Below are 24,362 nucleotides of genomic sequence, written 5' to 3' on the forward strand. Positions count from 1 at the left end.
CCATGGCGGAGGAACCCCCGGCAACCGCGGCGCCCGAACCGTCCGCGGTCCCTGAACGGTCCGCGCCGGCGCGCACGGCGGCCGGCGCGCGGCGCGCCGCGGTGCTGGGCAAGCCCGTGGCGCACTCGCTCTCCCCGGTGCTGCACCGCGCCGCGTACGCCGCGCTCGGCCTGGACGGCTGGAGCTACGGCCGCCAGGAGCTGGACGAGGCGGCGCTGCCCGCGTTCCTCGACGGGCTGGACGCGGGCTGGGCGGGGCTGTCGCTCACCATGCCGCTCAAGCGCGCCGTCATCCCCCTGCTCGACACGGTGGGGGAGACCGCCGCCGCGGTGGAGGCCGTCAACACGGTGGTCCTCACCGGTGACGGCCGCCGCCACGGGGAGAACACGGACGTCCCCGGCCTGGTGGCCGCCCTCCGGGAGCGGGGGGTGGAGCGGGTGGAGCGGGCGGCCGTCCTCGGGGCCGGGGCCACCGCCTCCTCCGCGCTCGCCGCGCTCGCCCGGATCTGCGACGGCGAGGTCACGGCGTACGTCCGCAGCGAGCGCCGGGCGGCCGAGATGCGCGGGTGGGGCGAGCGGCTGGGACTCCGCCTGCGGACCGCGGACTGGGACGGCGCCACCGGCGCCCTCCGCGCGCCTCTGGTGATCGCCACCACCCCCGCCGGCGCGGCCGACCACCTCGCCGCGGCCGTGCCCGAGCGGCCCGGCACCCTCTTCGACGTGCTCTACGAACCCTGGCCGACGCCGCTCGCCGCCGCCTGGGCGGCCCGGGGCGGGGCGGTGCTCGGCGGGCTGGACCTCCTGGTCCACCAGGCCGTCCTCCAGGTCGAGCTGATGACCGGGCGCGTTCCGGCGCCGCTGGCGGCGATGCGCGCGGCGGGGGAGGCGGCGCTGGCCGCGCGGGGCGGCGGCTGATCCCGGCCGCCCGCCGGAGGCGTTCACCCGCCGGTACACCTGTCCGGCTGGTGGACCGCGGGCCGATCCGGCCCGTCCGGCATGGGAGGATCGGCGGTGGCGGGCCGGGGCCGCGCAGCCGGCCGAGCCGCCGCACACGAGGCGCGAGCAGAGGAGACCCGTTGAGCAGGTTGCGCTGGCTGACCGCGGGAGAGTCGCACGGACCCGCCCTGGTCGCGACGGTGGAGGGACTGCCCGCGGGCGTCCCGGTCACCACGGACATGGTGGCGGACGCCCTGGCCCGGCGGCGGCTGGGCTACGGCCGCGGCGCCCGGATGAAGTTCGAGCGGGACGAGGTCACCTTCCTCGGGGGCGTCCGCCACGGGCTCACCCTCGGCTCCCCGGTGGCCGTCATGGTCGGCAACACCGAGTGGCCCAAGTGGGAGCAGGTCATGGCCGCCGACCCGGTGGACCCGGCGGTCCTCGCGGAGCTGGCCCGTAACGCCCCCCTGACCCGTCCCCGCCCGGGCCACGCCGACCTGGCCGGGATGCAGAAGTACGGCTTCGACGAGGCCCGCCCGGTGCTGGAGCGCGCCTCCGCCCGGGAGACGGCGGCCCGGGTGGCGCTGGGCGCCGTCGCCCGCTCCTATCTCCGCGAGACCGCCGGTATCGGCATCGTCTCCCACGTCGTCGAACTGGGCGCGGCCAAGGCCCCGTACGGCAGCCGGCCCACCGAGGAGGACGTGGCGCGGCTCGACGCCGACCCCGTGCGCTGCCTCGACCCGGCGGCGAGCGAGGCGATGGTCGCCGAGATCGACCAGGCGCACAAGGACGGCGACACCCTCGGCGGGGTCGTCGAGGTGCTGGCCCACGGCGTCCCCGTCGGGCTCGGCTCGCACGTCCACTGGGACCGCCGGCTGGACGCCCGGCTGGCCGGCGCCCTCATGGGCATCCAGGCCATCAAGGGCGTGGAGCTGGGCGACGGTTTCGAACTCGCGCGGGTGCCCGGGTCCCGGGCGCACGACGAGATCGTCACCACCGGGGACGGCATCCGGCGCTCCTCCGGCCGCTCCGGCGGCACCGAGGGCGGCCTCTCCACGGGCGAGACGCTGCGCGTGCGGGCCGCGATGAAACCCATCGCCACCGTGCCGCGCGCCCTGGCCACGGTGGACGTCGCCACCGGCGAGGCGGCCCGGGCGCACCACCAGCGCTCCGACGTGTGCGCGGTGCCCGCGGCGGGCATCGTGGCCGAGGCCATGGTCGCCCTGGTGCTGGCGGACGCCGTCGCCGAGAAGTTCGGCGGCGACAGCGTGACCGAGACCCGGCGCAACGTCCGCGCGTTCCTCGACAACCTGGCCATCCGGTGAACGGCGGCACCACCCCCGGAGCGCCGGGCCCCGGCCCGCGCGCCGTGCTGGTCGGCCCGCCCGGCTCCGGCAAGTCCACGGTGGGCCCGCTGCTCGCCGAGCGGCTGGGCACCGGCTACCGGGACACCGACGCCGACGTGGAACGGGCGGCGGGCAAGCCCATCGCGGAGATCTTCGTGGAGGACGGCGAGCCGCGCTTCCGCGCCCTGGAGCGGCGCGCCGTCCAGGAGGCCGTCGCGGACCACACCGGCGTCCTCTCCCTGGGCGGCGGCGCGATCCTCGACGCGGCGACCCGGAAACTGCTGACCGGGCTGCCCGTCGTCTTCCTGGACGTCGAACTCGCCGACGCCGTACAGCGCGTCGGGCTCGCCACCGCGCGCCCGCTGCTCGCCGTCAACCCCCGGCAGCGGTGGCGCACGCTGATGGAGGAACGCCGCCCGCTCTACACGGAGGTGGCCCGCGTCACCGTGCCCACCGGGGGACGCGGACCGGAGGAGGTCGCCGAGGCAGTCCTGGACGCCCTCGCGCCGGGGCAGGGCTGACCTTCCCGCCGCAGGGCCGTGGCCGCCCGGGCCGCCGCGCGGGGCCTCGCGCCCCGTCCCGTCCCGGGTGAGCCGCGGCCCGGCCGGTGCCCGGTGGGTGCCGCGCCGCCCGGCCGGTTCTCCCCGGTCCCGTTCCACCCCCCGGTTCTCCCCGCCCTGCTCCCCAGGAGCCCGTTCCTCCCCCGCAAGCGGGAGGCGCCCCCACCCCGGCCGGACGCCGGGGCACCCACGGAGGAATCCCGATGAGCGAGACATCCACCGCACCCACCCGGGTCGAGGTCGGCTCCACGGCCGGCACCGATCCCTACACCGTGCTGATCGGCCGGCGGCTCCTCGGCGAGCTGCCCGGTCTGATCGGGCATGGCGCCCGCCGGGTGGCGGTGATCCACCCCGAGGCGCTGGAGGCCACCGGCGAGGCGCTCCGCGCGGACCTGGCCGGGCAGGGGTACCAGGCCGTCGCGATCCAGGTGCCCAACGCCGAGGAGGCGAAGACCGCCGAGGTCGCCGCCTACTGCTGGAAGGCGCTCGGCCAGTCCGGCTTCACCCGCAGTGACGTGATCGTCGGCGTCGGCGGCGGAGCCACCACGGACCTGGCCGGTTTCGTGGCCGCGAGCTGGCTGCGCGGCGTCCGCTGGATCGCCGTGCCCACCACCGTCCTCGGCATGGTGGACGCGGCCGTCGGCGGCAAGACCGGCATCAACACCGCCGAGGGCAAGAACCTCGTCGGCGCCTTCCACCCACCCGCCGGGGTCCTGTGCGACCTGGCCTCCCTCGACTCGCTCCCCGTCAACGACTACGTCAGCGGGCTCGCCGAAGTGATCAAGGCGGGGTTCATCGCCGATCCGGCGATCCTCGACCTCGTCGAGAGCGATCCGGACGAGGCGCGCAGGCCGGACGGGCGGTTCACCGCGGAACTGGTGGAGCGCTCCGTGCGGGTCAAGGCCGCGGTGGTCTCCTCCGACCTCAAGGAGGCCGGCCCGCGGGAGGTCCTCAACTACGGCCACACCCTCGGGCACGCGATCGAGAAGAACGAGCGCTACACGTGGCGGCACGGCGCGGCCGTCGCCATCGGCATGGTCTTCGCCGCCGAACTCGCCCGGCTCGCGGGGCGGCTGGACGACGCCACCGCCGACCGGCACCGCGCGGTGCTGGAGGCCGTCGGGCTGCCGGTGGCCTACCGCGGCGACCAGTGGCCCCGGCTGCTGGAGACCATGAAGGTCGACAAGAAGTCCCGCGGCGACCTGCTCCGCTTCGTCGTCCTGGACGGGCTCGCCAGGCCCGCCGTGCTGGAGGGGCCGGACCCGGCCGTCCTGCTCGCCGCCTACGGGGAGGTGTCCCGGTGACCGCCGCTCCGCGCCGGGTGCTGGTGCTCAACGGCCCCAACCTGGGCCGGCTGGGCTCCCGGGAGCCGGACGTCTACGGTTCCACGAGCTACCGGGGCCTGGTCGAGGAGTGCGCCCGGACCGGGGCCGAACTCGGTTTCGAGGTCGAGGTGCGGGAGACCAACGACGAGGGCGAGATGATCCGCTGGCTGCACGAGGCGGCCGACGGCCGGACCCCCGTCGTGCTCAATCCCGGCGCGTTCACCCACTACTCGTACGGGATGCGGGACGCCGCGGCGCAGCGCACCGCGCCGCTGATCGAGGTGCACATCTCCAACCCGTACGCCCGGGAGGAGTTCCGGCACACCTCCGTGGTCGCGGCGGTCGCCTCCGGGACGGTCGCCGGGTTCGGCATCGGCTCCTACCGGCTCGCGCTGCGCGCCCTGGCCGACGCCGCCGCCGGGGCCGACGGGCCGGGCGGGACGGCGGAGGGGACGGGCTGACCGGGAGCGTACGCCTCCGGCCGTCCCCGGGAGGCGGCCGGAGGCGGTACCTTTCGATAGCGTCCGGCCGCACGGCCGGACCGGCCAGCCGATATCCGAACACCGGTCAGTCCGCCCGCACGAGACGGAGACTCAGCGGATGCAGCACGCGACGGGGGCTCCGCTGCCACCGCCCCACGGCCCCGTGAACGACTCCTGGGCGCCGCCGCCGGGACCCGGGCCGCGGGGTCCGCACCCCGCCCCGCGCCCGGCGGGCCCCGCCCCGGCCGGGCCGGTGCCACCGCCCGCGCCCCCGCCGGGACAGGCACCCCCGCCACCCGCGCCGCACCACCCGCCGCGGCAGCCCGCCACACCGCCGTACGGGCACCCGGCCGCCCCCGGCGGACACCCGGCCCCGGCCCCGCCGCCGCACGCGGGGCACCACACCCACACCCACACCCCGCCGCCGCCCCCGCCGCCTCCGCCGTCCGCGCCGGACGCCACGGGCCACCTGAGGCTGCCCGCCGGCGCGCCCGCCCCGGCGCCGGGCACCGCCGGGGCGGACGCGGCGCACGCCGCCGTCGCGGTGCTGCTGATAGGCCCGGCCGGCGCGGGCAAGACCACCGTCGCCCGGCACTGGGCGGACCGCCGCCGGGTGCCCACGGCCCACATCAGCCTGGACGACGTCCGCGAGTGGGTCCGCTCCGGCTTCGCCGACCCCCGCGCCGGCTGGAACGACCACTCCGAGGCGCAGTACCGCCTGGCCCGCCGCACCTGCGGGTTCGCCGCGCGCAACTTCCTGGCCAACGGCATCTCCTGCATCCTGGACGACGCCGTCTTCCCGGACCGCCCGGCCGTCGGCCTCGGCGGCTGGAAACGGCACGTCGGCCCCGGACTGGTGCCGGTGGTGCTGCTGCCCGGGCTGGAGATCGTCCTGGAGCGGAACGCGGCGCGCAGCGGCACCCGGCGGCTGGACGACGACGAGGTCGCCCGCATCCACGGCCGGATGGCCGGCTGGTACGGCTCCGGGCTGCCGATCATCGACAACTCACAGCTGGACGTGGCCGCCACCGCCCAGGCCCTGGACGAGGCCATCGCCCGCAGTCTGGCAGGGCTCCCGCCGTCCTGAGCCGGGTCCTTCGTGATCCGGCGGCCCCCTCGGCCCCTCGCCCCCTCGGCCCCTCGGCCGGGTACCGGCCGCGCGAACGGGCCGGGGACGCCGCCGTGGGCGTGGCTGCCCGCGTCCGGGGCGTCCGGGGCGTCCGGGGCGTCCGGGACCCGCGGGCACGGCCACGGACGGATGGCCCGCCCCAAGGGCCCGCGACGGCGCCCCAGGCCCCGCCGTCCGGCCCGGCCCCACGGCACGGTTACGCCCCCCTCGTGCCGTCCCGGCCCCGATGGCACCGGCGCGCCCCCGTGCGGTCCCGGCCCCCATGGCACCGGCGCGCCCCCCGTGCCGTCCCGGCCCTCGCACCCGCCCGCGTCCCCGGCCCGCCCGCGTCCCCGGCGGATCATCCCGCCGGGCCCCGGCGCGTACGCCCGTCCCCGCAGCTGCCCCCGGGACACGGCCGGGCCGCCGTCCCGACCCCCCGTACCGCTCTCCCCGTCCGGGCGTCTCCAGGGGGCCCGGTCCCGGTAGCGCGCCTAGGCTCGGGGCATGTCCGAGGCGCACGCGGCACGCCGCTCGCAGCTCCGCGACCGCTGCGCGGCCGCCGGGAGTACCGCGGTCCTCGTGACACGTCCCGCCAACATCCGGTACCTCGCCGGGGCGGCGCCCGCCGGCGCCGCGCTGCTGCTGGCCCCCGGCGGGCCCGGCGGGCCGGTCGGCGACCTGCTGCTCTGCCCGCGCCCGCCCGCCGGGGACCTCGCCGGCGGTCTGCTCACCGGCGAGCTGCGGGCCCGGACGCTCTCCGCGGCCGCCGCCGACGCCGCCGTGGAGGCCGCCGGCCTGGCCGCCGCGGCGGGCGCGGAGCAGCTCGTGGTGGAGGAACACCATCTCTCCGTCACCCGGCACCGGGCGGTGGGCGCCGCCGCCCCCGGGCTCCGTCTCACCGACCTCGGCCGCGCCGTGGAGCAGCAGCGGCTGGTCAAGGACGAGCAGGAGATCGCCGCCCTCCGGATCGCCGCGGAGATCGCCGACCAGGCGCTGGGGGAACTGCTGGAGTCGATCCTGGTCGGCCGCACCGAGCGCCATCTGGCGCTGGAGCTGGAGCGCCGCCTCATCGACCACGGCGCGGACGGCCCCGCCTTCCCCACCTCCGTCGGGACCGGTCCCCACTCCGGGCTGCCCGGTCACCGTCCCTCCGACCGCCGGGTGGAGGAGGGCGACTTCCTCAGCGTCTGCCTCGGCGCGGGCTACGGCGGTTACCACTGCGAGCTGGGGCGGACCTTCGTCATCGGCACCACACCGGCCCGCTGGCAGATCGAGCTGTACGAGGTGGTCTTCGCCGCCCAGCGGGCGGGCCGGGAGGCGCTCGCCCCGGACGTCCCCTACCGGGACGTCGACCGGGCGGCCCGTCAGATCCTGGACGCGGCCGGGTACGGCGGCGGGCTCCCGGTCCCCACGGGGCACGGGGTCGGGCTGGAAATCCGGGAGGACCCCGAACTCTCCCCGGGAGCCATGGGTAAACTGGACGCTTGTGTGCCGGTCACCGTCGAACCGGGGGTCCACCTCCCGGGCCGGGGCGGGGTCCGGATCGATGACACGCTCGTCGTCCGCCCCGAGGCGGACGGCGGACCCGAGCTACTCACCATCACGACCAAGGAACTGCTCGCGCTGTAGCGGGCCCGCGTCCGCGCGTGCGCATTCGCCGTCGGCGCCGTGGCCGCTGTAGCCTGCCGCAGGCCCTTGATTCCACCAGCTTCAGTCCAGGAGACACCGCAACCGTGGCGACCACGAACGACCTCAAGAACGGCATGGTGCTCAAGCTCGAAGGCGGCCAGCTCTGGTCCGTCGTCGAGTTCCAGCACGTCAAGCCCGGCAAGGGCCCCGCCTTCGTCCGCACCAAGCTGAAGAACGTCCTCTCCGGCAAGACGGTCGACAAGACCTTCAACGCCGGTGTGAAGGTCGAGACGGCGGTGGTGGACCGCAGGGGAATGCAGTTCTCCTACAAGGACGGCAGCGACTTCGTCTTCATGGACTCGGAGACGTTCGACCAGATCTACATCACTCCGGAGACGGTCGGCGACGCCGCCAACTACCTGCTGGAGGGGTTCGAGGCGGTCGTCGCGATGTACGAGGGCAACCCGCTGTACATCGAGCTCCCCGCCGCCGTCGAGCTCACCATCGAGTACACCGAGCCGGGTGTGCAGGGCGACCGCTCCACCGGCGGCTCCAAGCCGGCCAAGCTGGAGACGGGCTACGAGATCGGCGTGCCCCTGTTCATCACCACCGGCGAGAAGATCAAGGTGGACACCCGCTCCGGCGAGTACCTCGGCCGGGTGACGGGCTGAGTGGCTGCCCGCACCAAGGCCCGTAAGCGCGCCTTCCAGATCCTCTTCGAGTCCGACCAGCGCGGCGCTCCCGTCCGCACGGTGCTCGCGGACTGGATGCGGCTCGCCCGGACCGACGACCGGCAGCCGCCGGTCTCCGCCTACACGATGGATCTGGTCGAGGGCTACGCCGAGTACGCCGGGCGCATCGACGAACTCCTCGCCACCTACTCCGTGGGCTGGACGCTGGACCGGATGCCGGGTACCGACCGCTGTCTGCTGCGGCTCGGCGCCTACGAGCTGATCTGGCAGGACGACACCCCCGACGCGGTGGTGATCGACGAAATGGTGCAGCTCGCCAAGGAGTTCTCCACCGACGAGTCACCGGCCTTCGTCAACGGCCTCCTGGGCCGTCTCAAGGAGCTGAAGCCCACGCTGCGCCGGGCCTGACCGCCCGGGGCCGCCGGGCCCGGCCGCACGGCCGCACCGCACCCGCGCCGGATCCCCACGGGGGTCCGGCCCGGGTGCCGGTGCGGCCGTGTTCCGTTTCCCGGCCGGGTATGCCGCCGAAGCCCCGTCTCCGCCCGCCGTGCGCGTCCCCTGCCCCTGCGGGTTCCTCCTCCGTCCGTCCGCCGCCGGAGCCGGCGGGGGCGCGGCCGGGGCGCCCGGAGGCCCGGCCGCAGCGGTGGCCCGCCCGGTCCGGCGCTCCGGCCGACGCGCCCGCCGGATTCCGTGGCGCGGGGCCAGAGAGTCACGAGTGACGAGTGCCTGAGGCCATGAGCGGCACGGCCGTCCGTCTCACGGTGAGTGAGAACGGGTTCGCCCGCCGCGAGGAGCGGGCAGGGCGGGCGGGCGCGCGGACTCCGGACCGTTGCCACGGAGCCTTCCCTGTGGAGGTCCCGGACGGGGTCCGCGGACCGTGTGGAGCCCCGCCGCCCCCATGGGCGGCACATCCCCTGAACCGCTGGGAGAGAGCCTGCCGGTGGACGCGAACGCTGCTCCCGCCGCACGGCCTCCCGCTTCCCGGGCCGGAACCCGGCCCCCACGCACCCCGGCCCCCGCGGTCGGGCTGACCGTGGGGGCCGGGACGGTGACGGCCGGGAGGGGGAGACCGGCGGAACCGGTCTCGCCCTCCCGGCCGCCGTCCTGCCAAGCGGTGCCCGGAGCATCCGGAGGAACCCCGGAGCACCCCAGGCGGCGCGGAGAACCGCGGAACGAGAAGAACGCCGCGACCGTGGTGCACTCCGCGAACGCCACCGAACGCCACCGAACGCCACCGAACGGCGGCGAGCGCCGCGCGGTCACGGCACGCGGAGCCCGCGGCCCCCGGCGGACCCGGGAGGGACGCGCCGCCGGGAGGGGCGACGGCGGAGGTCAGGCATCCTCGTGCTGCACGGCGCGACGGGCGTCCGCGTCCAGCACACCCCAGCTGATCAGCTGCTCGGTGAGGACCGAGGGGGACTGGTCGTAGATCACCGCGAGCGTGCGCAGGTCGTCCTGGCGGATCGACAGGACCTTGCCGTTGTAGTCGCCGCGCTGGCTCTGGATGGTGGCGGCGTACCGCTGGAGCGGGCCGGCCTTCTCCTGCGGCACGTGCGCGAGCCGCTCCAGATCCAGGACGAGCTTCGGCGGCGGCTCGGCCGCCCCGCCGGGCGTGGTGCCCGGCAGCAGTTCCTGCACCGGGACGCCGTAGAAGTCCGCCAGCTCGGCAAGACGCTGCACGGTCACCGCACGGTCGCCCCGCTCGTAGGAACCGACCACGACGGCCTTCCATCGGCCCTGGGACTTCTCCTCGACACCATGGAGGGAAAGGCCCTGCTGGGTACGGATGGCGCGAAGCTTGGCTCCGAGCTGTTTGGCGTATTCGCTGGACATATGGCTCCCCGGACGAATTGGTAACTCACTGTGATGTTACGCAGCGTAATTCTGCTTCGTCAAGCGGAGGGGGTCCTGCCGGGGTGCGGCCCGGCGTTCCCGGGCCCCGCGCGGGCCGCTTCCCGGGCTCCGCCCAGCCGTTTCCGGCCCGTCCCGGCCCGCGTCCGCCGGCCCGCGCGGCGGACCTCCGTTTCCGGGCCCAGGCCCCGCCCGTCCGGCGGGCCGGGCCCGCCTGGTATCGTTCACCAGGCACTATCCGACGTCCTTTAAGGTCCGTCCCGTGAGGCGGAGAAGGAGGTCCTTTTCCCATGGACGTTCCCACCGGCCCCATTCCCGCCGGTCCCACTCCCACGGGCGCCGTTCCCGCCGGCACCCCCGGGTCCGGCCCCGCCCGGCCCGTGCTGGAGGCCCCGGACATCTCCCGGGCCCTCACCCGCATCGCGCACGAGATCGTCGAGCGCACCAAGGCCGCCGACGACGTGATCCTGCTCGGCATCCCCACCCGCGGCGTCTTCCTCGCCCGCCGGCTGGCGGACAGACTGGCGGAGATCACCGGTCACCCCCGCCCGGTCGGCTCGCTGGACATCACGATGTACCGCGACGACCTGCGGCTGCGACCGGCCCGCGCGCTGGCCCGCACCGACATCCCGGCCGGCGGGATCGACTCCGCGCTGGTCGTCCTCGTCGACGACGTGCTCTTCTCCGGCCGCACCATCCGCGCCGCGCTCGACGCCCTCGGCGACATCGGGCGGCCGCGCGCCGTGCAGCTCGCCGTCCTCGTCGACCGCGGCCACCGTGAGCTGCCGATCCGCGCCGACTACGTCGGCAAGAACCTCCCCACCTCGCTGCGGGAGAGCGTCCGGGTGCAGCTCACCGAGGAGGACGGGCGTGACGCCGTGCTCCTCGGCCGGCGGCCCGGTCAGGACGGCTCCCCGGCCGGCGGCCGGGAGAGCGGTACCGCCGCTCCCCGCGACAGCTAGCGCGCCCGGACCCTGCCCCGGTCCGCGGCCCCGTGCGCCGCCGTACCGGAACCGCCGGTTCCGGAAGGCCCCCGGGGCCGCCTCGGCGGGCGGGAACGCATCGCACCTCCCGTCCTCACCCGCCCTCTCCCGTCCCCCGCCTGCCACTTACCGCCATCTCCCGCCATCTCCCGCCACGGAGCCCCGGATGCAGCGCCACCTCACCTCGGCCGCGGACCTCAGCCGCGACGACGCCCTGATGATCCTCGACACCGCGGAGGAACTGGCCCGGGTCGCGGACCGGCCGATCAAGAAGCTCCCGACCCTGCGCGGCCGTACGGTCGTCAACCTCTTCTTCGAGGACTCCACCCGGACCCGGATCTCCTTCGAGGCCGCCGCCAAGCGGCTCTCCGCTGATGTGATCAACTTCTCCGCCAAGGGGTCCTCGGTCTCCAAGGGCGAGTCGCTCAAGGACACCGCCCTCACCCTGGAGGCGATGGGCGCCGACGCCGTCGTCATCCGCCACCATGACTCCGGCGCCCCGCACCGGCTCGCCACCTCCGGCTGGATCGGCGGCTCCGTGGTGAACGCCGGTGACGGCACCCACGAGCACCCCACCCAGGCCCTGCTGGACGCCTTCACCCTCCGCCGCCACCTGGCCGGCGGCCCCGGCGGATCCCCGGTCCGCCAGGCCGGCGTCACCGACCCCCTCCCCGGCGACGGCACCGGACGGGACCTCGCCGGGCGCCGGATCACCATCGTCGGGGACGTGCTGCACAGCCGCGTCGCCCGCTCCAACGTCCACCTGCTCACCACGCTCGGCGCCGAGGTCACCCTCGTCGCACCGCCGACCCTGGTCCCGGTCGGCGTGGAACGGTGGCCTTGCGAGGTCTCCTACGCGCTGGACCCCGTGCTGCCGGAGTCGGACGCCGTGATGATGCTCCGCGTCCAGCGGGAGCGGATGAACGCCGCCTTCTTCCCCACCGAGCGCGAGTACGCCCGCCGCTACGGCCTGGGCGGCGACCGGATGGCCCGGATGCCCGGCCACGCCGTCGTGCTCCACCCCGGCCCGATGAACCGCGGTATGGAGATCACCGCCGAGGTCGCCGACTCCGGGCGGTGCACCGCCGTGGAGCAGGTCGCCAACGGTGTCTCCATCCGGATGGCCGTGCTCTACCTGCTGCTCGGCGGCGCCGGGCCCGCCGTCACCGCCCCCGCCGCGCCCACCACCCGCACCGAGGAGAACGCCTGACCATGAGCGACCCGCAGAAGACCCTGATCCGCGGCGCGAGCCCGCTGGGCGGCGAACCCCGTGACCTGCTGCTCGACGGCGGCGTGATCGCCCAGACCGGAGCGGGCGGCACCCTCGGCGCCGCCGGCGCCACCGTCGTGGAGGCCGACGGCCTGATCCTCCTCCCCGGCCTGGTCGACCTCCACACCCACCTCCGCGAGCCCGGGCGGGAGGACTCCGAGACGGTCCTCACCGGCACCCGGGCCGCCGCCGCCGGCGGCTACACCGCCGTGCACGCCATGGCCAACACCTTCCCCGTGGCGGACACGGCGGGCGTCGTCGAGCAGGTCTGGCGGCTCGGCCGCGAGTCCGGCTACTGCGACGTCCAGCCCGTCGGCGCCGTCACCGTCGGCCTGGAGGGCAAGCAGCTCGCCGAGCTCGGGGCCATGCACGACTCGGCCGCCGGGGTGCGGATCTTCTCCGACGACGGCAAGTGCGTGGACGACGCCGTGATCATGCGCCGGGCGCTGGAGTACGTGAAGGCCTTCGGCGGCGTCGTCGCCCAGCACGCCCAGGAGCCCCGGCTCACCGAGGGCGCCCAGATGAACGAGGGCGTGGTCTCCGCCGAGCTGGGCCTCGGCGGCTGGCCGGCCGTCGCGGAGGAGTCCGTCATCGCCCGGGACGTGCTGCTCGCCGCGCACGTCGGGTCCCGGCTGCACATCTGCCATGTCTCCACCGCCGGCTCGGTGGAGATCATCCGCTGGGCGAAGTCCAAGGGCTGGGACGTGACCGCCGAGGTCACCCCGCACCACCTCCTCCTCACCGACGAACTGGTCCGCTCCTACGACCCGGTCTACAAGGTGAACCCGCCGCTGCGCACCGAGGAGGACGTGCTGGCGCTGCGCGCCGCGCTCGCCGACGGCACCCTCGACTGCGTCGCCACCGACCACGCGCCGCACCCGCACGAGGACAAGGACTGCGAGTGGGGCGCCGCCGCCATGGGCATGGTGGGCCTGGAGACCGCTCTCTCCGTCGTGCAGCACACGATGGTCGAGACCGGGCTGCTCGACTGGGCGGGCGTCGCCGACCGGATGTCCTCCCGCCCGGCCGCCATCGGCCGGCTCCGCGGCCAGGGCCGGCCCCTCGCCCAGGGGGAGCCCGCGAACCTGGTCCTGGCCGACCCCGCTTACCGTGGAGTGGTGGACCCCGCGGGCTTCGCCTCCCGCAGCCGCAACACCCCGTACGCGGGTCGTGAGCTGCCGGGACGGGTGACGCACACCTTCCTGCGGGGCCGGGCCACGGTGGTGGACGGAGCCGTGGTGTGACCGGAATCGGAATGACGGGCCAGATGAACGTGACCGAGAACGTGACCACGGCGGTCCCGGCGGTGCCGGACGCCCTCTCCGGCGGCCTCGCCGCCCTCGCCCCACTCGCGGCCGGGCCCGAGTCTCAGCAGGTCACCGACTGGGGTGAGCGCCTGGCCTGGGTGTCCGTGCTGCTGCTGGCGGTGATCGTGGCGTACTGGCTGATGCGGCGCGGCTGGCAGCGGCGCGGGACCCTCCACGCCGACCTGCCGGAACCCGCCCCCGCGACCGGCCGCCGGGACGGCGCCGAACTGACGCTGACCGGGCGCTACCACGGCTCCACCGTCGCCGGGCAGTGGCTCGACCGGATCGTCGCGCACGGCCTCGGCACCCGCAGCCGCGCCGAACTGGTCCTCACCGCCGACGGCCTGGACGTCCTGCGCCCCGGCGCCCGCGACTTCCACATCCCCGCCGGTGACCTGCGCGGCGCCCGGCTGGACACCGGCATCGCCGGCAAGGTCCTCACCGAGGGCGGTCTGCTGGTGATCACCTGGCGGCTCGGGGACCGGCTGGTCGACTCCGGGTTCCGCTCGGACCGCGCCGTCGTCCACACCACCTGGGTCGCGCACGTCAACGACCTCACCGGCGGCCCCGCGGACCTCACCGCCGCGGCCGTCCGGCCCGGTGCCGCCGGCGCCCGGGACGCGGACGGGCCCGGAGACCGTCCCGGGCCGCGCCACGGCACCCAGCCAGAACCCCGGCACGACACGAAGGACGGCACCACACCATGACGACCTCGTCCCGCGGGGCCCGTACCCCCGCCGTACTCGTCCTGGAGGACGGGCGCACCTTCCACGGCCACGCCTACGGGGCCGTGGGGGAGACCGTCGGCGAAGCGGTGTTCTCCACCGGCATGACCGGCTACCAGGAGACCCTCACCGACCCCTCCTACCACCGGCAGGTCGTCGTGATGACGGCCCCGCACATCGGCAACACCGGCATCAACGACGAGGACCCCGAGTCCCGCCGGATCTGGGTGGCCGGCTACGTCGTCCGCGACCCCGCCCGCACCCCCTCCAGCTGGCGTTCCGTGCGCACCCTCGACGAGGAGCTGACCGCCCAGGGCGTCGTCGGCATCAGCGGCGTCGACACCCGCGCGCTCACCCGGCACCTCCGCGAGCGCGGCGCGATGCGCGTCGGGATCTTCTCCGGCGAGCGGATCGCCGCGGAGGAGACCCTGCTGGCCCGGGTGCGCTCCGCGCCCGCCATGGAGGGCGCCGACCTCTGCGGCGAGGTCGCCACCGCCGAGCCGTACGTCGTCCCGGCGATCGGGGAGAAGCGGTTCACCGTCGCCGCGATCGACCTCGGCATCAAGGGCATGACCCCGCACCGCATGGCCGAACGCGGCATCGAGGTGCACGTCCTGCCCGCGAACGCCACCCCCGAGGACGTCTACGCGGTCAAGGGGGCCGGGGCCGCGGGACCCGACGGCGTGTTCTTCTCCAACGGGCCCGGTGACCCGGCCACCGCCGACGGCCCGGTCGCCCTGATGCGGGCCGTCCTGGAGCGCCGGACCCCGGTGTTCGGCATCTGCTTCGGCAACCAGGTCCTCGGCCGGGCGCTGGGCTTCGGCACCTTCAAGCTCAGGTACGGCCACCGCGGCATCAACCAGCCCGTCCAGGACCGCGCCACCGGCAAGGTCGAGGTGACCGCGCACAACCACGGCTTCGCCGTGGACGCGCCGCTGGACGGCCCCACCGACACCCCCTACGGCCGCGCCGAGGTCTCCCACGTGTGCCTCAACGACGAGGTGGTGGAGGGCCTGCGCCTGCTGGACCGGCCCGCCTTCAGCGTCCAGTACCACCCGGAGGCGGCCGCCGGGCCGCACGACGCCGCCTATCTCTTCGACCGCTTCGCCGGCCTCATGGCCGGCGCGCGGCAGCACACCCCGGAGGACCAGCGTGCCTAAGCGCACCGACATCCAGTCCGTCCTGGTGATCGGCTCCGGCCCGATCGTGATCGGACAGGCCGCCGAGTTCGACTACTCCGGCACCCAGGCGTGCCGCGTCCTGAAGTCCGAGGGGCTGCGGGTCATCCTGGTCAACTCCAACCCGGCGACGATCATGACCGACCCGGAGATCGCCGACGCCACCTATGTGGAGCCGATCACCCCCGAGTACGTCGAGAAGATCATCGCCAAGGAGCGGCCCGACGCCCTGCTGGCCACCCTCGGCGGGCAGACCGCGCTCAACACGGCCATCTCCCTCCACGAGTCCGGCGCGCTGGAGAAGCACGGCGTGGAGCTGATCGGCGCCAATGTCGAGGCCATCCACAAGGGTGAGGACCGCGAGCGCTTCAAGGAGGTCGTCGCCGCCGTCAACGCCCGGATCGGGCACGGCGAGTCCGCCCGCTCGGTGATCTGCCACACCATGGACGAGGTGCTCGCCGGCGTGACGGAGCTGGGCGGCTACCCCGTCGTCGTCCGCCCCTCCTTCACCATGGGCGGCGCCGGCTCCGGCTTCGCCCACGACGAGGAGGAACTGCGCCTGATCGCCGGCCAGGGCCTGGCGCTCTCGCCGACCACCGAGGTGCTCCTGGAGGAGTCCATCCTCGGCTGGAAGGAGTACGAGCTGGAGCTGATGCGCGACAGGAACGACAACGTCGTGGTCGTCTGCTCCATCGAGAACCTCGACCCCATGGGCGTGCACACCGGTGACTCGATCACCGTCGCCCCGGCGATGACGCTCACCGACCGGGAGTACCAGACCCTCCGCGACATCGGCATCGAGGTGATCCGCGAGGTCGGCGTGGACACCGGCGGGTGCAACATCCAGTTCGCCGTCGACCCCGCCGACGGCCGGGTCATCGTCATCGAGATGAACCCCCGCGTCTCCCGCTCCTCGGCGCTCGCCTCCAAGGCCACCGGCTTCCCCATCGCCAAGATCGCGGCCCGGCTCGCCGTGGGCTACACCCTGGACGAGATCCCCAACGACATCACCGAGCAGACCCCGGCCTCCTTCGAGCCGACCCTCGACTACGTCGTGGTCAAGGCGCCCCGCTTCGCCTTCGAGAAGTTCCCGGCCGCCGACGCCCGGCTCACCACCACCATGAAGTCGGTGGGCGAGGCCATGGCCATCGGCCGCAACTTCACCGAGGCGCTGCAGAAGGCGCTGCGCTCGCTGGAGAAGAAGGGCTCCCAGTTCGACTTCGCCGGCGATCCGGCCGCCCTCGGGACCAAGGACGACCTGCTGCGGCGCGCCACCGTCCCCACCGACGGCCGGCTGAACACGGTGATGGCCGCGATCCGCGCGGGCGCCACCCGCGAGGAGGTCTTCGCGGCGACGAAGATCGACCCCTGGTTCACCGACCAGCTCTTCCTCCTCAAGGAGATCGCCGACGACCTCGCGGCCGCGCCCCGCCTGGAGCCCGGGATCCTCGCCGAGGCCAAGCGCCACGGCTTCTCCGACGCGCAGATCGCCGGGATCCGCGGGCTCCGCGAGGACGTCGTGCGCGAGGTGCGCCACGCCCTCGGCGTCCGCCCCGTCTACAAGACGGTGGACACCTGCGCCGCCGAGTTCGCCGCCCGCACCCCGTACTTCTACTCCTCCTACGACGAGGAGAGCGAGGTCGCGCCGCGCGAGAAGCCGGCCGTGATCATCCTCGGCTCCGGCCCCAACCGCATCGGCCAGGGCATCGAGTTCGACTACTCCTGCGTCCACGCCTCCTTCGCGCTGCACGACGCCGGCTACGAGACCGTCATGGTCAACTGCAACCCGGAGACGGTCTCCACCGACTACGACACCTCCGACCGGCTCTACTTCGAGCCGCTCACCCTGGAGGACGTCCTGGAGATCGTCCACGCCGAGCGGCAGGCCGGCCCGGTCGCGGGCGTCCTGGTGCAGCTCGGCGGACAGACCCCGCTGGGGCTGGCGCAGGCGCTCAAGGACAACGGCGTCACGGTCGTCGGCACCTCGCCGGAGGCGATCAACCTCGCCGAGGAGCGCGGCGCCTTCGGCCGTGTGCTGGAGCGGGCCGGGCTGCCCGCCCCGAAGTACGGCACCGCCCGCTCCTTCGAGGAGGCGGGGGCGATCGCCGCGGGCATCGGCTACCCGGTGATGGTCCGCCCCAGCTACGTCCTCGGCGGCCGCGGTATGGAGATCGTCTACGACGAGCCCTCCCTCGGCGCGTACCTGGAGCGCCACGCGGGCCTCATCTCCGAACACCCCGTCCTCATCGACCGGTTCCTCGACGACGCCGTCGAGATCGACGTCGACGCGCTCTACGACGGCGAGGAGCTCTACCTCGGCGGCGTCATGGAGCACATCGAGGAAGCCGGCATCCACTCCGGCGACTCCGCCTGCGCGCTGCCCCCGATCACCCTCGGCGGGTTCGACATCAAGCGGCTGCGCGCCTCGACGGAGGCCATCGCCAAGGGCGTCGGCGTCCGCGGCCTGATCAACATCCAGTTCGCCCTGGCCGGGGACATCCTCTACGTGCTGGAGGCCAATCCGCGGGCCTCGCGCACCGTTCCCTTCACCTCCAAGGCCACCGCCGTGCCCCTGGCCAAGGCCGCCGCCCGGATCTCCCTGGGCGCCACCGTCGCGGAACTGCGCGCCGAGGGGCTGCTCCCGGCCCGCGGCGACGGCGGCACCCTGCCGCTGGACGCGCCCATCTCCGTCAAGGAGGCGGTGCTGCCGTGGAGCCGGTTCCGCGACGCCTCCGGCCGCGGCGTGGACACCGTCCTCGGCCCGGAGATGCGCTCCACAGGTGAGGTCATGGGCATCGACTCGGCCTTCGGCGCGGCCTACGCCAAGTCGCAGGCCGGCGCGTACGGCGCGCTGCCCACCAAGGGGCGGGCCTTCGTCTCCGTGGCCAACCGGGACAAACGGGCCATGATCTTCCCGGCCCGCGAGCTGGTCGCGCTCGGCTTCGAGCTGCTGGCCACCTCGGGCACGGCCGAGGTGCTGCGCCGCAACGGCATCGACGCCACCGTGGTCCGCAAGCAGTTCCAGGGCGAGGGGCCGGGTGGCGAGAAGACCGTCGTGCAGCTCATCCACGACGGTGAGATCGACCTCATCGTCAACACGCCCTACGGCACCGGCAGCCGGCTCGACGGGTACGAGATCCGCACCGCCGCCGTCGCCCGCGGCGTGCCCTGCCTGACCACCGTCCAGGCGCTCGCCGCCGCGGTGCAGGGCGTCGAGGCGCTGAGCCGGGGCGCCATCGGGGTCCGCTCCCTCCAGGAGCACGCGGACCACCTCGTCGCCGCCCGCGGGGACTGAGCCGCACCCGGCCACGCCCGGCCACGTTTAAGCCGTACCGGGCCGCGCCGGGCCATGCCGAGGGGGCACCGTGGCGGTGCCTCCTCGCGTGGCCCGCGCGTCCGGACGGCGGGCGGGCCGGGCGGTACCCGGTACCGTCCGGCCCGGCCGGCCCCGGCCCGGCCCGGTCCACGCCACGCCCGCCCCCCGTCGTACGGCCCGCCCCCCTTCGTACGGCCCGCCGCCGAGCTCCGGCCGGCGGCCGGAGCCGACCAGTACCGCCCTCGCCCCCGCCGACTCCGCAGAAACGGTCCCGGATCGCCGATGTACGCCCTCCTCTTCCACCTCCTCCTCCGGCGCCTGGACCCCGAGCGCGCCCACCACCTGGCCTTCGGCTGGATCCGGCGCGCCGCCCGCGTCCCGCTGCTCCGTACCCTCCTCGCCGCCGTCTGCGCGCCCCGCAGCCCGGAGCTGCGCACCACCGCCCTGGGGCGGCAGCTGCCCGGCCCGTTCGGCCTCGCCGCCGGCTTCGACAAGAACGCCACCGGCATCGACGGCCTGGCCCTGCTGGGCTTCGGCCATGTCGAGGTCGGCACCGTCACCGGGCAGCCGCAGCCCGGCAACCCCGCGCCGCGCCTCTTCCGCCTGGCGGTGGACCGTGCGCTGGTCAACCGGATGGGATTCAACAACGACGGCTCGGCGGCCGTCGCCGCCCGTCTCGCCGCCCGCGCCGCCACCCGCCGGGGCCGGCCCCGGCCGGTGACCCTCGGCGTCAACATCGGGAAGACCAAGGCCGTCCCCGAGGCGGAGGCGATCGGCGACTACGTCACCTCCACCGAGCGGCTCGCGCCGCACGCCGACTACCTCGTCGTCAACGTCTCCTCCCCGAACACCCCCGGCCTGCGCGACCTCCAGGCCACCGCGCAGCTCCGCCCGCTGCTCACCGCCGTCCGCGCCGCCGCCGACCGCGCGGTCCCCGGCCGCCGCGTCCCGCTGCTGGTCAAGATCGCTCCCGACCTCGCCGACGAGGACGTGGACGCCGTCGCCGACCTCGCCGTGGACCTGGGCCTGGACGGTGTCATCGCCACCAACACCACCATCGCGCGCGACGGTCTGCGCACCCGCCGCGACGTCGTCGAGCGCGCGGGCGCCGGCGGACTGTCCGGCGCCCCGCTCAAGGACCGCTCGCTGGAGGTACTGCGCCGGCTGTACGCGCGCGTGGGTGACCGGGTGACGCTCGTCGGCGTGGGCGGGGTGGAGACCGCCGACGACGTCTGGGAGCGGATCCTCGCCGGCGCCACCCTCGTCCAGGGCTACACCGCCTTCGTCTACCAGGGTCCCCTCTGGTGCCGGCGGATCCACCGGGGCCTCGCGGCCCGGCTGGCGGCGAGCCCGTACACGACCCTCGCCGACGCCGTCGGCGCCGACACCAGGAAGGCCGCCGCATGAGCCGCGCCCCCGCCCCGGGCACCCCCGAGGCCCCCCGCCCCGGACCCGGCACCTCCCCGGAGCCCTTCGGCGCCCGGCTGCGGCGCGCCCTGGACACCCGCGGGCCGCTCTGCGTGGGCATCGACCCGCACCCCGCCCTGCTCGGCGCCTGGGGGCTCGGGGACGACCTCGCCGGCCTGGAGCGCTTCACCCGCGCCACCGTCGACGCCCTCGCGGACCGCGTCGCCGTCCTCAAGCCGCAGGCCGCCTTCTTCGAGCGGTTCGGTTCCCGGGGCCTGGCCGTACTCGAACACGCGATCGCCGACGCCCGGTCCGCCGGCGCCCTGGTGGTGACGGACGCCAAGCGCGGCGACATCGGCTCCACCATGGCCGCCTACGCCGACACCTTCCTGCGGAAGGGGAGCCCGCTCTTCTCCGACGCGGTGACGGTCAGCCCCTACCTGGGCTTCGGCTCCCTCCGCCCGGCGCTGGACCGGGCACGGGAGAACGGCTGCGGGGTGTTCGTGCTGGCGCTGACCTCCAACCCGGAGGGCGCCGAGGTGCAGCGCGCCACCGCGGCCGACGGCCGCTCCGTCGCCCAGGCGGTGCTCGACCGGGTGGCGGCCGAGAACGCCGCGGCCGCCGGGGACACCGCGGTGCCCGGGGCCACCGGGGCCACCGGGGCCACCGGGCACCCCGCCGGGCCGCTCGGCTCGGTCGGCGCGGTGGTCGGCGCGACCCTGCGGGAGACCGGCGTCCGCCTCCCGGCGGGTGCGCCGCTCCTCGCCCCGGGCATCGGGGCGCAGGGGGCGGCTCCGGCGGATCTGCCCGCCCTCTTCGGGGACGCCGTGCGGAACGTGGTGCCGAGCGTCAGCCGGGGCGTGCTCCGGCACGGTCCGGATCCGGCCGGATTGCGGGCCGCCGCGGAGCGGCTGACGGACGAGGTGAGGGCGGTTGCCGCCGCCTGAACGGGCCTTGGCGGACTCCTCCGGGTCTTCCGCCGGCGGTTCGTTGAACAATCCTGGCCGGAAGTCGGGGTTTTATGTCTCGATTGTCCCCATCAAGCGAGGCTGACCAGGACTTTTCGTCTGTTCTCGCTGACTGCGGCGGTCCGGACCGCTAGTCTCCGTCGGAGAGGGCGCGTATCACGCGTCGCTCGTTGCCCCGCACGGGTGGGGCGACTAGGTTCACGATCCGTATCCGACAGTTCGACATCCGAGGTGACGTAGGCGTGGCTCTTCCGCCCCTTACCCCTGAACAGCGCGCAGCCGCGCTCGAGAAGGCCGCCGCGGCTCGCCGGGAGCGCGCCGAGGTCAAGAATCGGCTCAAGCACTCCGGTGCCTCCCTCCACGAGGTCATCAAGCAGGGCCAGGAGAACGACGTCATCGGCAAGATGAAGGTCTCCGCGCTGCTGGAGTCCCTGCCCGGCGTCGGCAAGGTCCGGGCCAAGCAGATCATGGAGCGGCTCGGCATCTCCGAGAGCCGCCGGGTCCGTGGCCTCGGCTCCAACCAGATCGCCTCGCTGGAGCGGGAGTTCGGCTCCACTCACGCCTGAGGTCCCGGGGACTCCCGAGACGCGGGATAATCACCGCATGAGTGAAGCAGTATCCCGGGGGGCGACCCGCCGCCCGCGGCTGACCGTGCTCTCCGGCCCCTCCGGGGTCGGCAAGAGCACGGTCGTCGCCCATATGCGCACGGTTCACCCCGAGGTCTGGCTCTCGGTCTCCGCCACCACCCGCGCCCCGCGCCCCGGTGAGCGGGACGGGGTGCAGTACCACTTCGTCTCCGACGACGCCTTCGACAAGCTGGTCGCCAACGGCGAGCTGCTGGAGTGGGCCGAGTTCGCCGGCAACCGTTACGGCACCCCCCGCGGCGCGGTCCAGGACCGCCTCGCGGCGGGGGAGCCGGTGCTCCTGGAGATCGACCTCCAGGGCGCCCGGCAGGTCCGCGAGGCCATGCCGGAGGCGCAGCTCGTCTTCCTGGCCCCGCCGAGCTGGGAGGAACTGGTCCGCCGGCTGACCGGCCGCGGCACGGAGTCCCCCGAGGTCATCGAGCGCCGGCTGGCGGCGGCCCGGGTGGAGCTCGCCGCCGAGGAGGAGTTCGACGAGACCCTGGTGAACACCTCCGTCCAGGACGTCGCGCGCGAGCTGCTAGCCTTGATGCAGGTAGATTGAACCTTTCCATCCTCTTACCGGCGGGACCTCCCCGGTAATCCACGGCACTTCGGAAGGCAGAGCGTGTCCTCTTCCATCACCGCGCCCGAGGGCATCATCAACCCGCCGATCGACGAGCTCCTCGAGGCCACGGACTCCAAGTACAGCCTCGTGATCTACGCCGCCAAGCGCGCGCGCCAGATCAACGCCTACTACTCGCAGCTCGGCGAGGGTCTCCTGGAGTACGTCGGCCCGCTGGTGGACACCCACGTCCACGAGAAGCCGCTGTCGATCGCCCTGCGGGAGATCAACGCCGGCCTGCTGACCTCCGAGGCCGTCGACGGGCCGGTCACCAAGCAGTAGCCAGGCGAGCACAGCCTCGCGGCAGCCGTACGGCGCCGCGCACGGGCCCGGCAGAGCACCTGCCGGGCCCGTGGTGTGTCATGGAGCGGTAGGGCGGGCGAGGCGGTACGGCCGGAGGGCCCCGGCGGGGTCGCGGGAGGGCCGGCGGGTGCCGGCGGGGCCCGCGGCGGACGGCGAGAGATGAGGTCAGCGATGGAGCCGGTGGAGACGGGACCGGGGGCGGCGCCGGGGGCCGGGGCGGCCACGGGGCCGGGCGGCGGCGCGCGGCGGCCGCGGGTGGTCCTCGGCGTGAGCGGCGGTATCGCCGCGTACAAGGCGTGCGAGCTGCTGCGCCGGCTCACCGAGTCCGGGCACGACGTCCGGGTGGTGCCCACCGCGTCGGCGCTCCGTTTCGTGGGGGAGCCCACCTGGGCGGCGCTCTCCGGCCACCCGGTCTCCCCGGAGGTCTGGGACGGCGTCCACGAGGTGCCGCACGTCCGGCTCGGCCAGGCCGCCGACCTCGTCGTCGTCGCCCCCGCCACGGCCGACACCCTCGCCCGCGCGGCCCACGGCCTCGCCGACGACCTGCTGACCAACACCCTGCTCACGGCGCGCTGCCCGGTGGTCTTCGCCCCGGCCATGCACACCGAGATGTGGGAGCACCCGGCCACCCGGGAGAACGTGGCCACCCTGCGGCGCCGTGGCGCCGTTGTCGTGGAGCCCGCCGAGGGCCGGCTCACCGGCGCCGACACCGGCAAGGGGCGGCTCCCGGACCCCGCGGAGCTCTTCGCCGTCTGCCGCCGGGTGCTGGCGCGCGGCGCCGGCGCCACCGCGCGCGACCTCGCCGGCCGCCATGTCCTGATCAGCGCCGGGGGCACCCGCGAGCCGCTCGACCCGGTCCGTTTCCTCGGCAACCGCTCCTCCGGCAAGCAGGGCTACGCGCTGGCGCGGACGGCCGTGGCGCGGGGCGCGCGGGTGACCCTGGTCGCCGCCAACACCGCGCTGCCCGATCCGGCGGGCGCCCGGGTCGTCCCGGTCTCCACCGCGCGTGAACTGCGGGAGGCCGTCCTCGCGGCGGCGCCCGCCGCGGACGCCGTCGTCATGGCCGCCGCGGTGGCCGACTTCCGTCCCGGCGCCTACGCCGCGAGCAAGATCAAGAAGGTGGAGGGCGAGGAACCGGCGCCCATCACCCTGGTGCGCAACCCCGATGTGCTCGCCGAGATCTCCGCGGACCGCGCCCGCCCCGGGCAGGTGATCGCCGGCTTCGCCGCCGAGACCGACGACGTCCTCGCGGGCGGCCGTGCCAAGCTCGCCCGGAAGGGCTGTGACCTGCTGGTCGTCAACGAGGTGGGGGAGCGCAAGACCTTCGGGGCGGAGGAGAACGAGGCCGTGGTCCTCGGCGCCGACGGCTCCACCACCCCGGTGCCCTTCGGGCCGAAGGAAGCGCTGGCCGACACCGTGTGGGACCTGATCGCCGCCCGGCTGCCCTGAACCGGGCACCGGCGGGCCCCGCGCCGCGGGCCGCCGCGTCCCCGCGGGCGGGGACGCGCGGGCCGCCCCCCCGACTCCGTGTTGCGGTGTTTCCGCTGGTCGGCGGGGAGTGCCCCGGGTCACAGAACGGCCGGTGGCCGGTACGGGAGGTCCCCTCCCGGTGCGGGTCCGGATAAACTGCCTGCGGAACCGTGCGGGCGCAGCTCCCGGACGGCTCCGCCCCATGGTCACACCTGACCAGTCAGCAGCCGCTGCAACCCCAGGGAGCGATGTGTCCCGC

Annotated in this window: 22 protein-coding genes; 21 read left to right on the top strand and 1 reads right to left on the bottom strand. The window is 75.1% G+C overall.

Going from position 1 to position 24,362, the window contains the following annotated elements; all coding sequences use genetic code 11:
- Positions 1-2: 2 nt before the first annotated feature.
- From HCK00_RS13545 to nusB, 9 genes are all read left to right on the top strand, one after another.
- Positions 3-914, top strand: a complete 912-nt coding sequence (locus HCK00_RS13545) for a shikimate dehydrogenase (protein WP_168102123.1) — start codon at positions 3-5, stop codon at positions 912-914.
- Between the two features lie 161 nt (positions 915-1,075).
- On the top strand, positions 1,076-2,260 hold the full coding sequence (gene aroC, locus HCK00_RS13550) for a chorismate synthase (RefSeq protein ID WP_168102124.1): 1,185 nt from the start codon (positions 1,076-1,078) through the stop codon (positions 2,258-2,260).
- On the top strand, positions 2,257-2,802 hold the full coding sequence (locus tag HCK00_RS13555; RefSeq protein WP_168102125.1) for a shikimate kinase: 546 nt from the start codon (positions 2,257-2,259) through the stop codon (positions 2,800-2,802). Before aroC ends, HCK00_RS13555 begins: the two co-directional genes overlap by 4 nt.
- Positions 2,803-3,044: 242 nt before the next feature.
- Entirely contained in the window at positions 3,045-4,145 is a 1,101-nt protein-coding gene (gene aroB, locus HCK00_RS13560; RefSeq protein WP_168102126.1) for a 3-dehydroquinate synthase, read from the top strand.
- Positions 4,142-4,627: a type II 3-dehydroquinate dehydratase gene (gene aroQ, locus HCK00_RS13565; RefSeq protein ID WP_168102127.1), complete on the top strand. Its 486-nt coding sequence runs from the start codon at positions 4,142-4,144 to the stop codon at positions 4,625-4,627. The genes aroB and aroQ overlap by 4 nt, the downstream gene beginning before the upstream one ends.
- Before the next feature lie 139 nt (positions 4,628-4,766).
- Positions 4,767-5,735 carry an AAA family ATPase gene (locus HCK00_RS13570; RefSeq protein WP_168102128.1) on the top strand — a complete coding sequence of 323 codons (969 nt, stop codon included), beginning with the start codon at positions 4,767-4,769 and terminating at the stop codon, positions 5,733-5,735.
- A gap of 528 nt (positions 5,736-6,263) precedes the next feature.
- Positions 6,264-7,388, top strand: coding sequence for a M24 family metallopeptidase (locus HCK00_RS13575; RefSeq protein ID WP_168102129.1), 1,125 nt, complete (start codon positions 6,264-6,266; stop codon positions 7,386-7,388).
- A 104-nt stretch (positions 7,389-7,492) separates the two neighbouring features.
- Positions 7,493-8,059 carry an elongation factor P gene (gene efp / locus HCK00_RS13580; protein WP_168102130.1) on the top strand — a complete coding sequence of 189 codons (567 nt, stop codon included), beginning with the start codon at positions 7,493-7,495 and terminating at the stop codon, positions 8,057-8,059.
- On the top strand, positions 8,060-8,488 hold the full coding sequence (gene nusB / locus HCK00_RS13585) for a transcription antitermination factor NusB (protein WP_168102131.1): 429 nt from the start codon (positions 8,060-8,062) through the stop codon (positions 8,486-8,488). It abuts the gene before it with no gap.
- Positions 8,489-9,412: 924 nt separating this feature from the next.
- On the opposite strand, the gene bldD is transcribed toward nusB, so the two are convergent.
- A complete protein-coding gene (bldD, locus tag HCK00_RS13590) occupies positions 9,413-9,913 on the bottom strand; it encodes a transcriptional regulator BldD (protein ID WP_019708725.1) in 501 nt (166 codons plus the stop codon).
- Between the two features lie 308 nt (positions 9,914-10,221).
- Here bldD and pyrR point away from each other — a divergent pair, with 308 nt between their 5' ends.
- The 12 genes from pyrR (at position 10,222) to coaBC (ending at position 24,082) form a co-directional block, all read left to right on the top strand.
- Positions 10,222-10,893, top strand: a complete 672-nt coding sequence (pyrR, locus tag HCK00_RS13595) for a bifunctional pyr operon transcriptional regulator/uracil phosphoribosyltransferase PyrR (protein WP_240965546.1) — start codon at positions 10,222-10,224, stop codon at positions 10,891-10,893.
- Between the two features lie 187 nt (positions 10,894-11,080).
- The gene (locus HCK00_RS13600) at positions 11,081-12,124 is read left to right on the top strand and encodes an aspartate carbamoyltransferase catalytic subunit (protein WP_168102132.1); all 1,044 of its coding nucleotides are present in this window, start codon (positions 11,081-11,083) and stop codon (positions 12,122-12,124) included.
- Positions 12,125-12,126: 2 nt separating this feature from the next.
- Positions 12,127-13,428, top strand: coding sequence for a dihydroorotase (locus tag HCK00_RS13605; protein WP_168102133.1), 1,302 nt, complete (start codon positions 12,127-12,129; stop codon positions 13,426-13,428).
- A gap of 23 nt (positions 13,429-13,451) precedes the next feature.
- Entirely contained in the window at positions 13,452-14,198 is a 747-nt protein-coding gene (locus tag HCK00_RS13610) for a PH-like domain-containing protein (protein ID WP_240965561.1), read from the top strand.
- A complete protein-coding gene (gene carA / locus HCK00_RS13615; RefSeq protein WP_168102134.1) occupies positions 14,195-15,376 on the top strand; it encodes a glutamine-hydrolyzing carbamoyl-phosphate synthase small subunit in 1,182 nt (393 codons plus the stop codon). Before HCK00_RS13610 ends, carA begins: the two co-directional genes overlap by 4 nt.
- Complete coding sequence (gene carB, locus HCK00_RS13620; protein ID WP_168102135.1) at positions 15,369-18,689, top strand: carbamoyl-phosphate synthase large subunit; 3,321 nt, start codon at positions 15,369-15,371, stop codon at positions 18,687-18,689. Before carA ends, carB begins: the two co-directional genes overlap by 8 nt.
- A gap of 303 nt (positions 18,690-18,992) precedes the next feature.
- A complete protein-coding gene (locus HCK00_RS13625; RefSeq protein ID WP_168102136.1) occupies positions 18,993-20,117 on the top strand; it encodes a quinone-dependent dihydroorotate dehydrogenase in 1,125 nt (374 codons plus the stop codon).
- Positions 20,114-21,064 carry an orotidine-5'-phosphate decarboxylase gene (gene pyrF, locus HCK00_RS13630; RefSeq protein ID WP_168102137.1) on the top strand — a complete coding sequence of 317 codons (951 nt, stop codon included), beginning with the start codon at positions 20,114-20,116 and terminating at the stop codon, positions 21,062-21,064. The genes HCK00_RS13625 and pyrF overlap by 4 nt, the downstream gene beginning before the upstream one ends.
- Positions 21,065-21,327: 263 nt before the next feature.
- Positions 21,328-21,651 (top strand): integration host factor, encoded by a 324-nt coding sequence (locus HCK00_RS13635; RefSeq protein WP_168102138.1) that lies wholly within the window; start codon positions 21,328-21,330, stop codon positions 21,649-21,651.
- 37 nt (positions 21,652-21,688) lie between these two features.
- The gene (gene gmk, locus HCK00_RS13640; protein ID WP_168102139.1) at positions 21,689-22,270 is read left to right on the top strand and encodes a guanylate kinase; all 582 of its coding nucleotides are present in this window, start codon (positions 21,689-21,691) and stop codon (positions 22,268-22,270) included.
- A gap of 63 nt (positions 22,271-22,333) precedes the next feature.
- The gene (rpoZ, locus tag HCK00_RS13645; protein ID WP_030541928.1) at positions 22,334-22,612 is read left to right on the top strand and encodes a DNA-directed RNA polymerase subunit omega; all 279 of its coding nucleotides are present in this window, start codon (positions 22,334-22,336) and stop codon (positions 22,610-22,612) included.
- Between the two features lie 180 nt (positions 22,613-22,792).
- Positions 22,793-24,082: a bifunctional phosphopantothenoylcysteine decarboxylase/phosphopantothenate--cysteine ligase CoaBC gene (gene coaBC, locus HCK00_RS13650; RefSeq protein WP_240965547.1), complete on the top strand. Its 1,290-nt coding sequence runs from the start codon at positions 22,793-22,795 to the stop codon at positions 24,080-24,082.
- Positions 24,083-24,362: the final 280 nt, after the last annotated feature.

The organism is Streptomyces zingiberis (genome assembly GCF_012034935.1).
In the GTDB taxonomy this organism is placed as follows: Bacteria; Actinomycetota; Actinomycetes; order Streptomycetales; family Streptomycetaceae; genus Streptomyces; species Streptomyces zingiberis.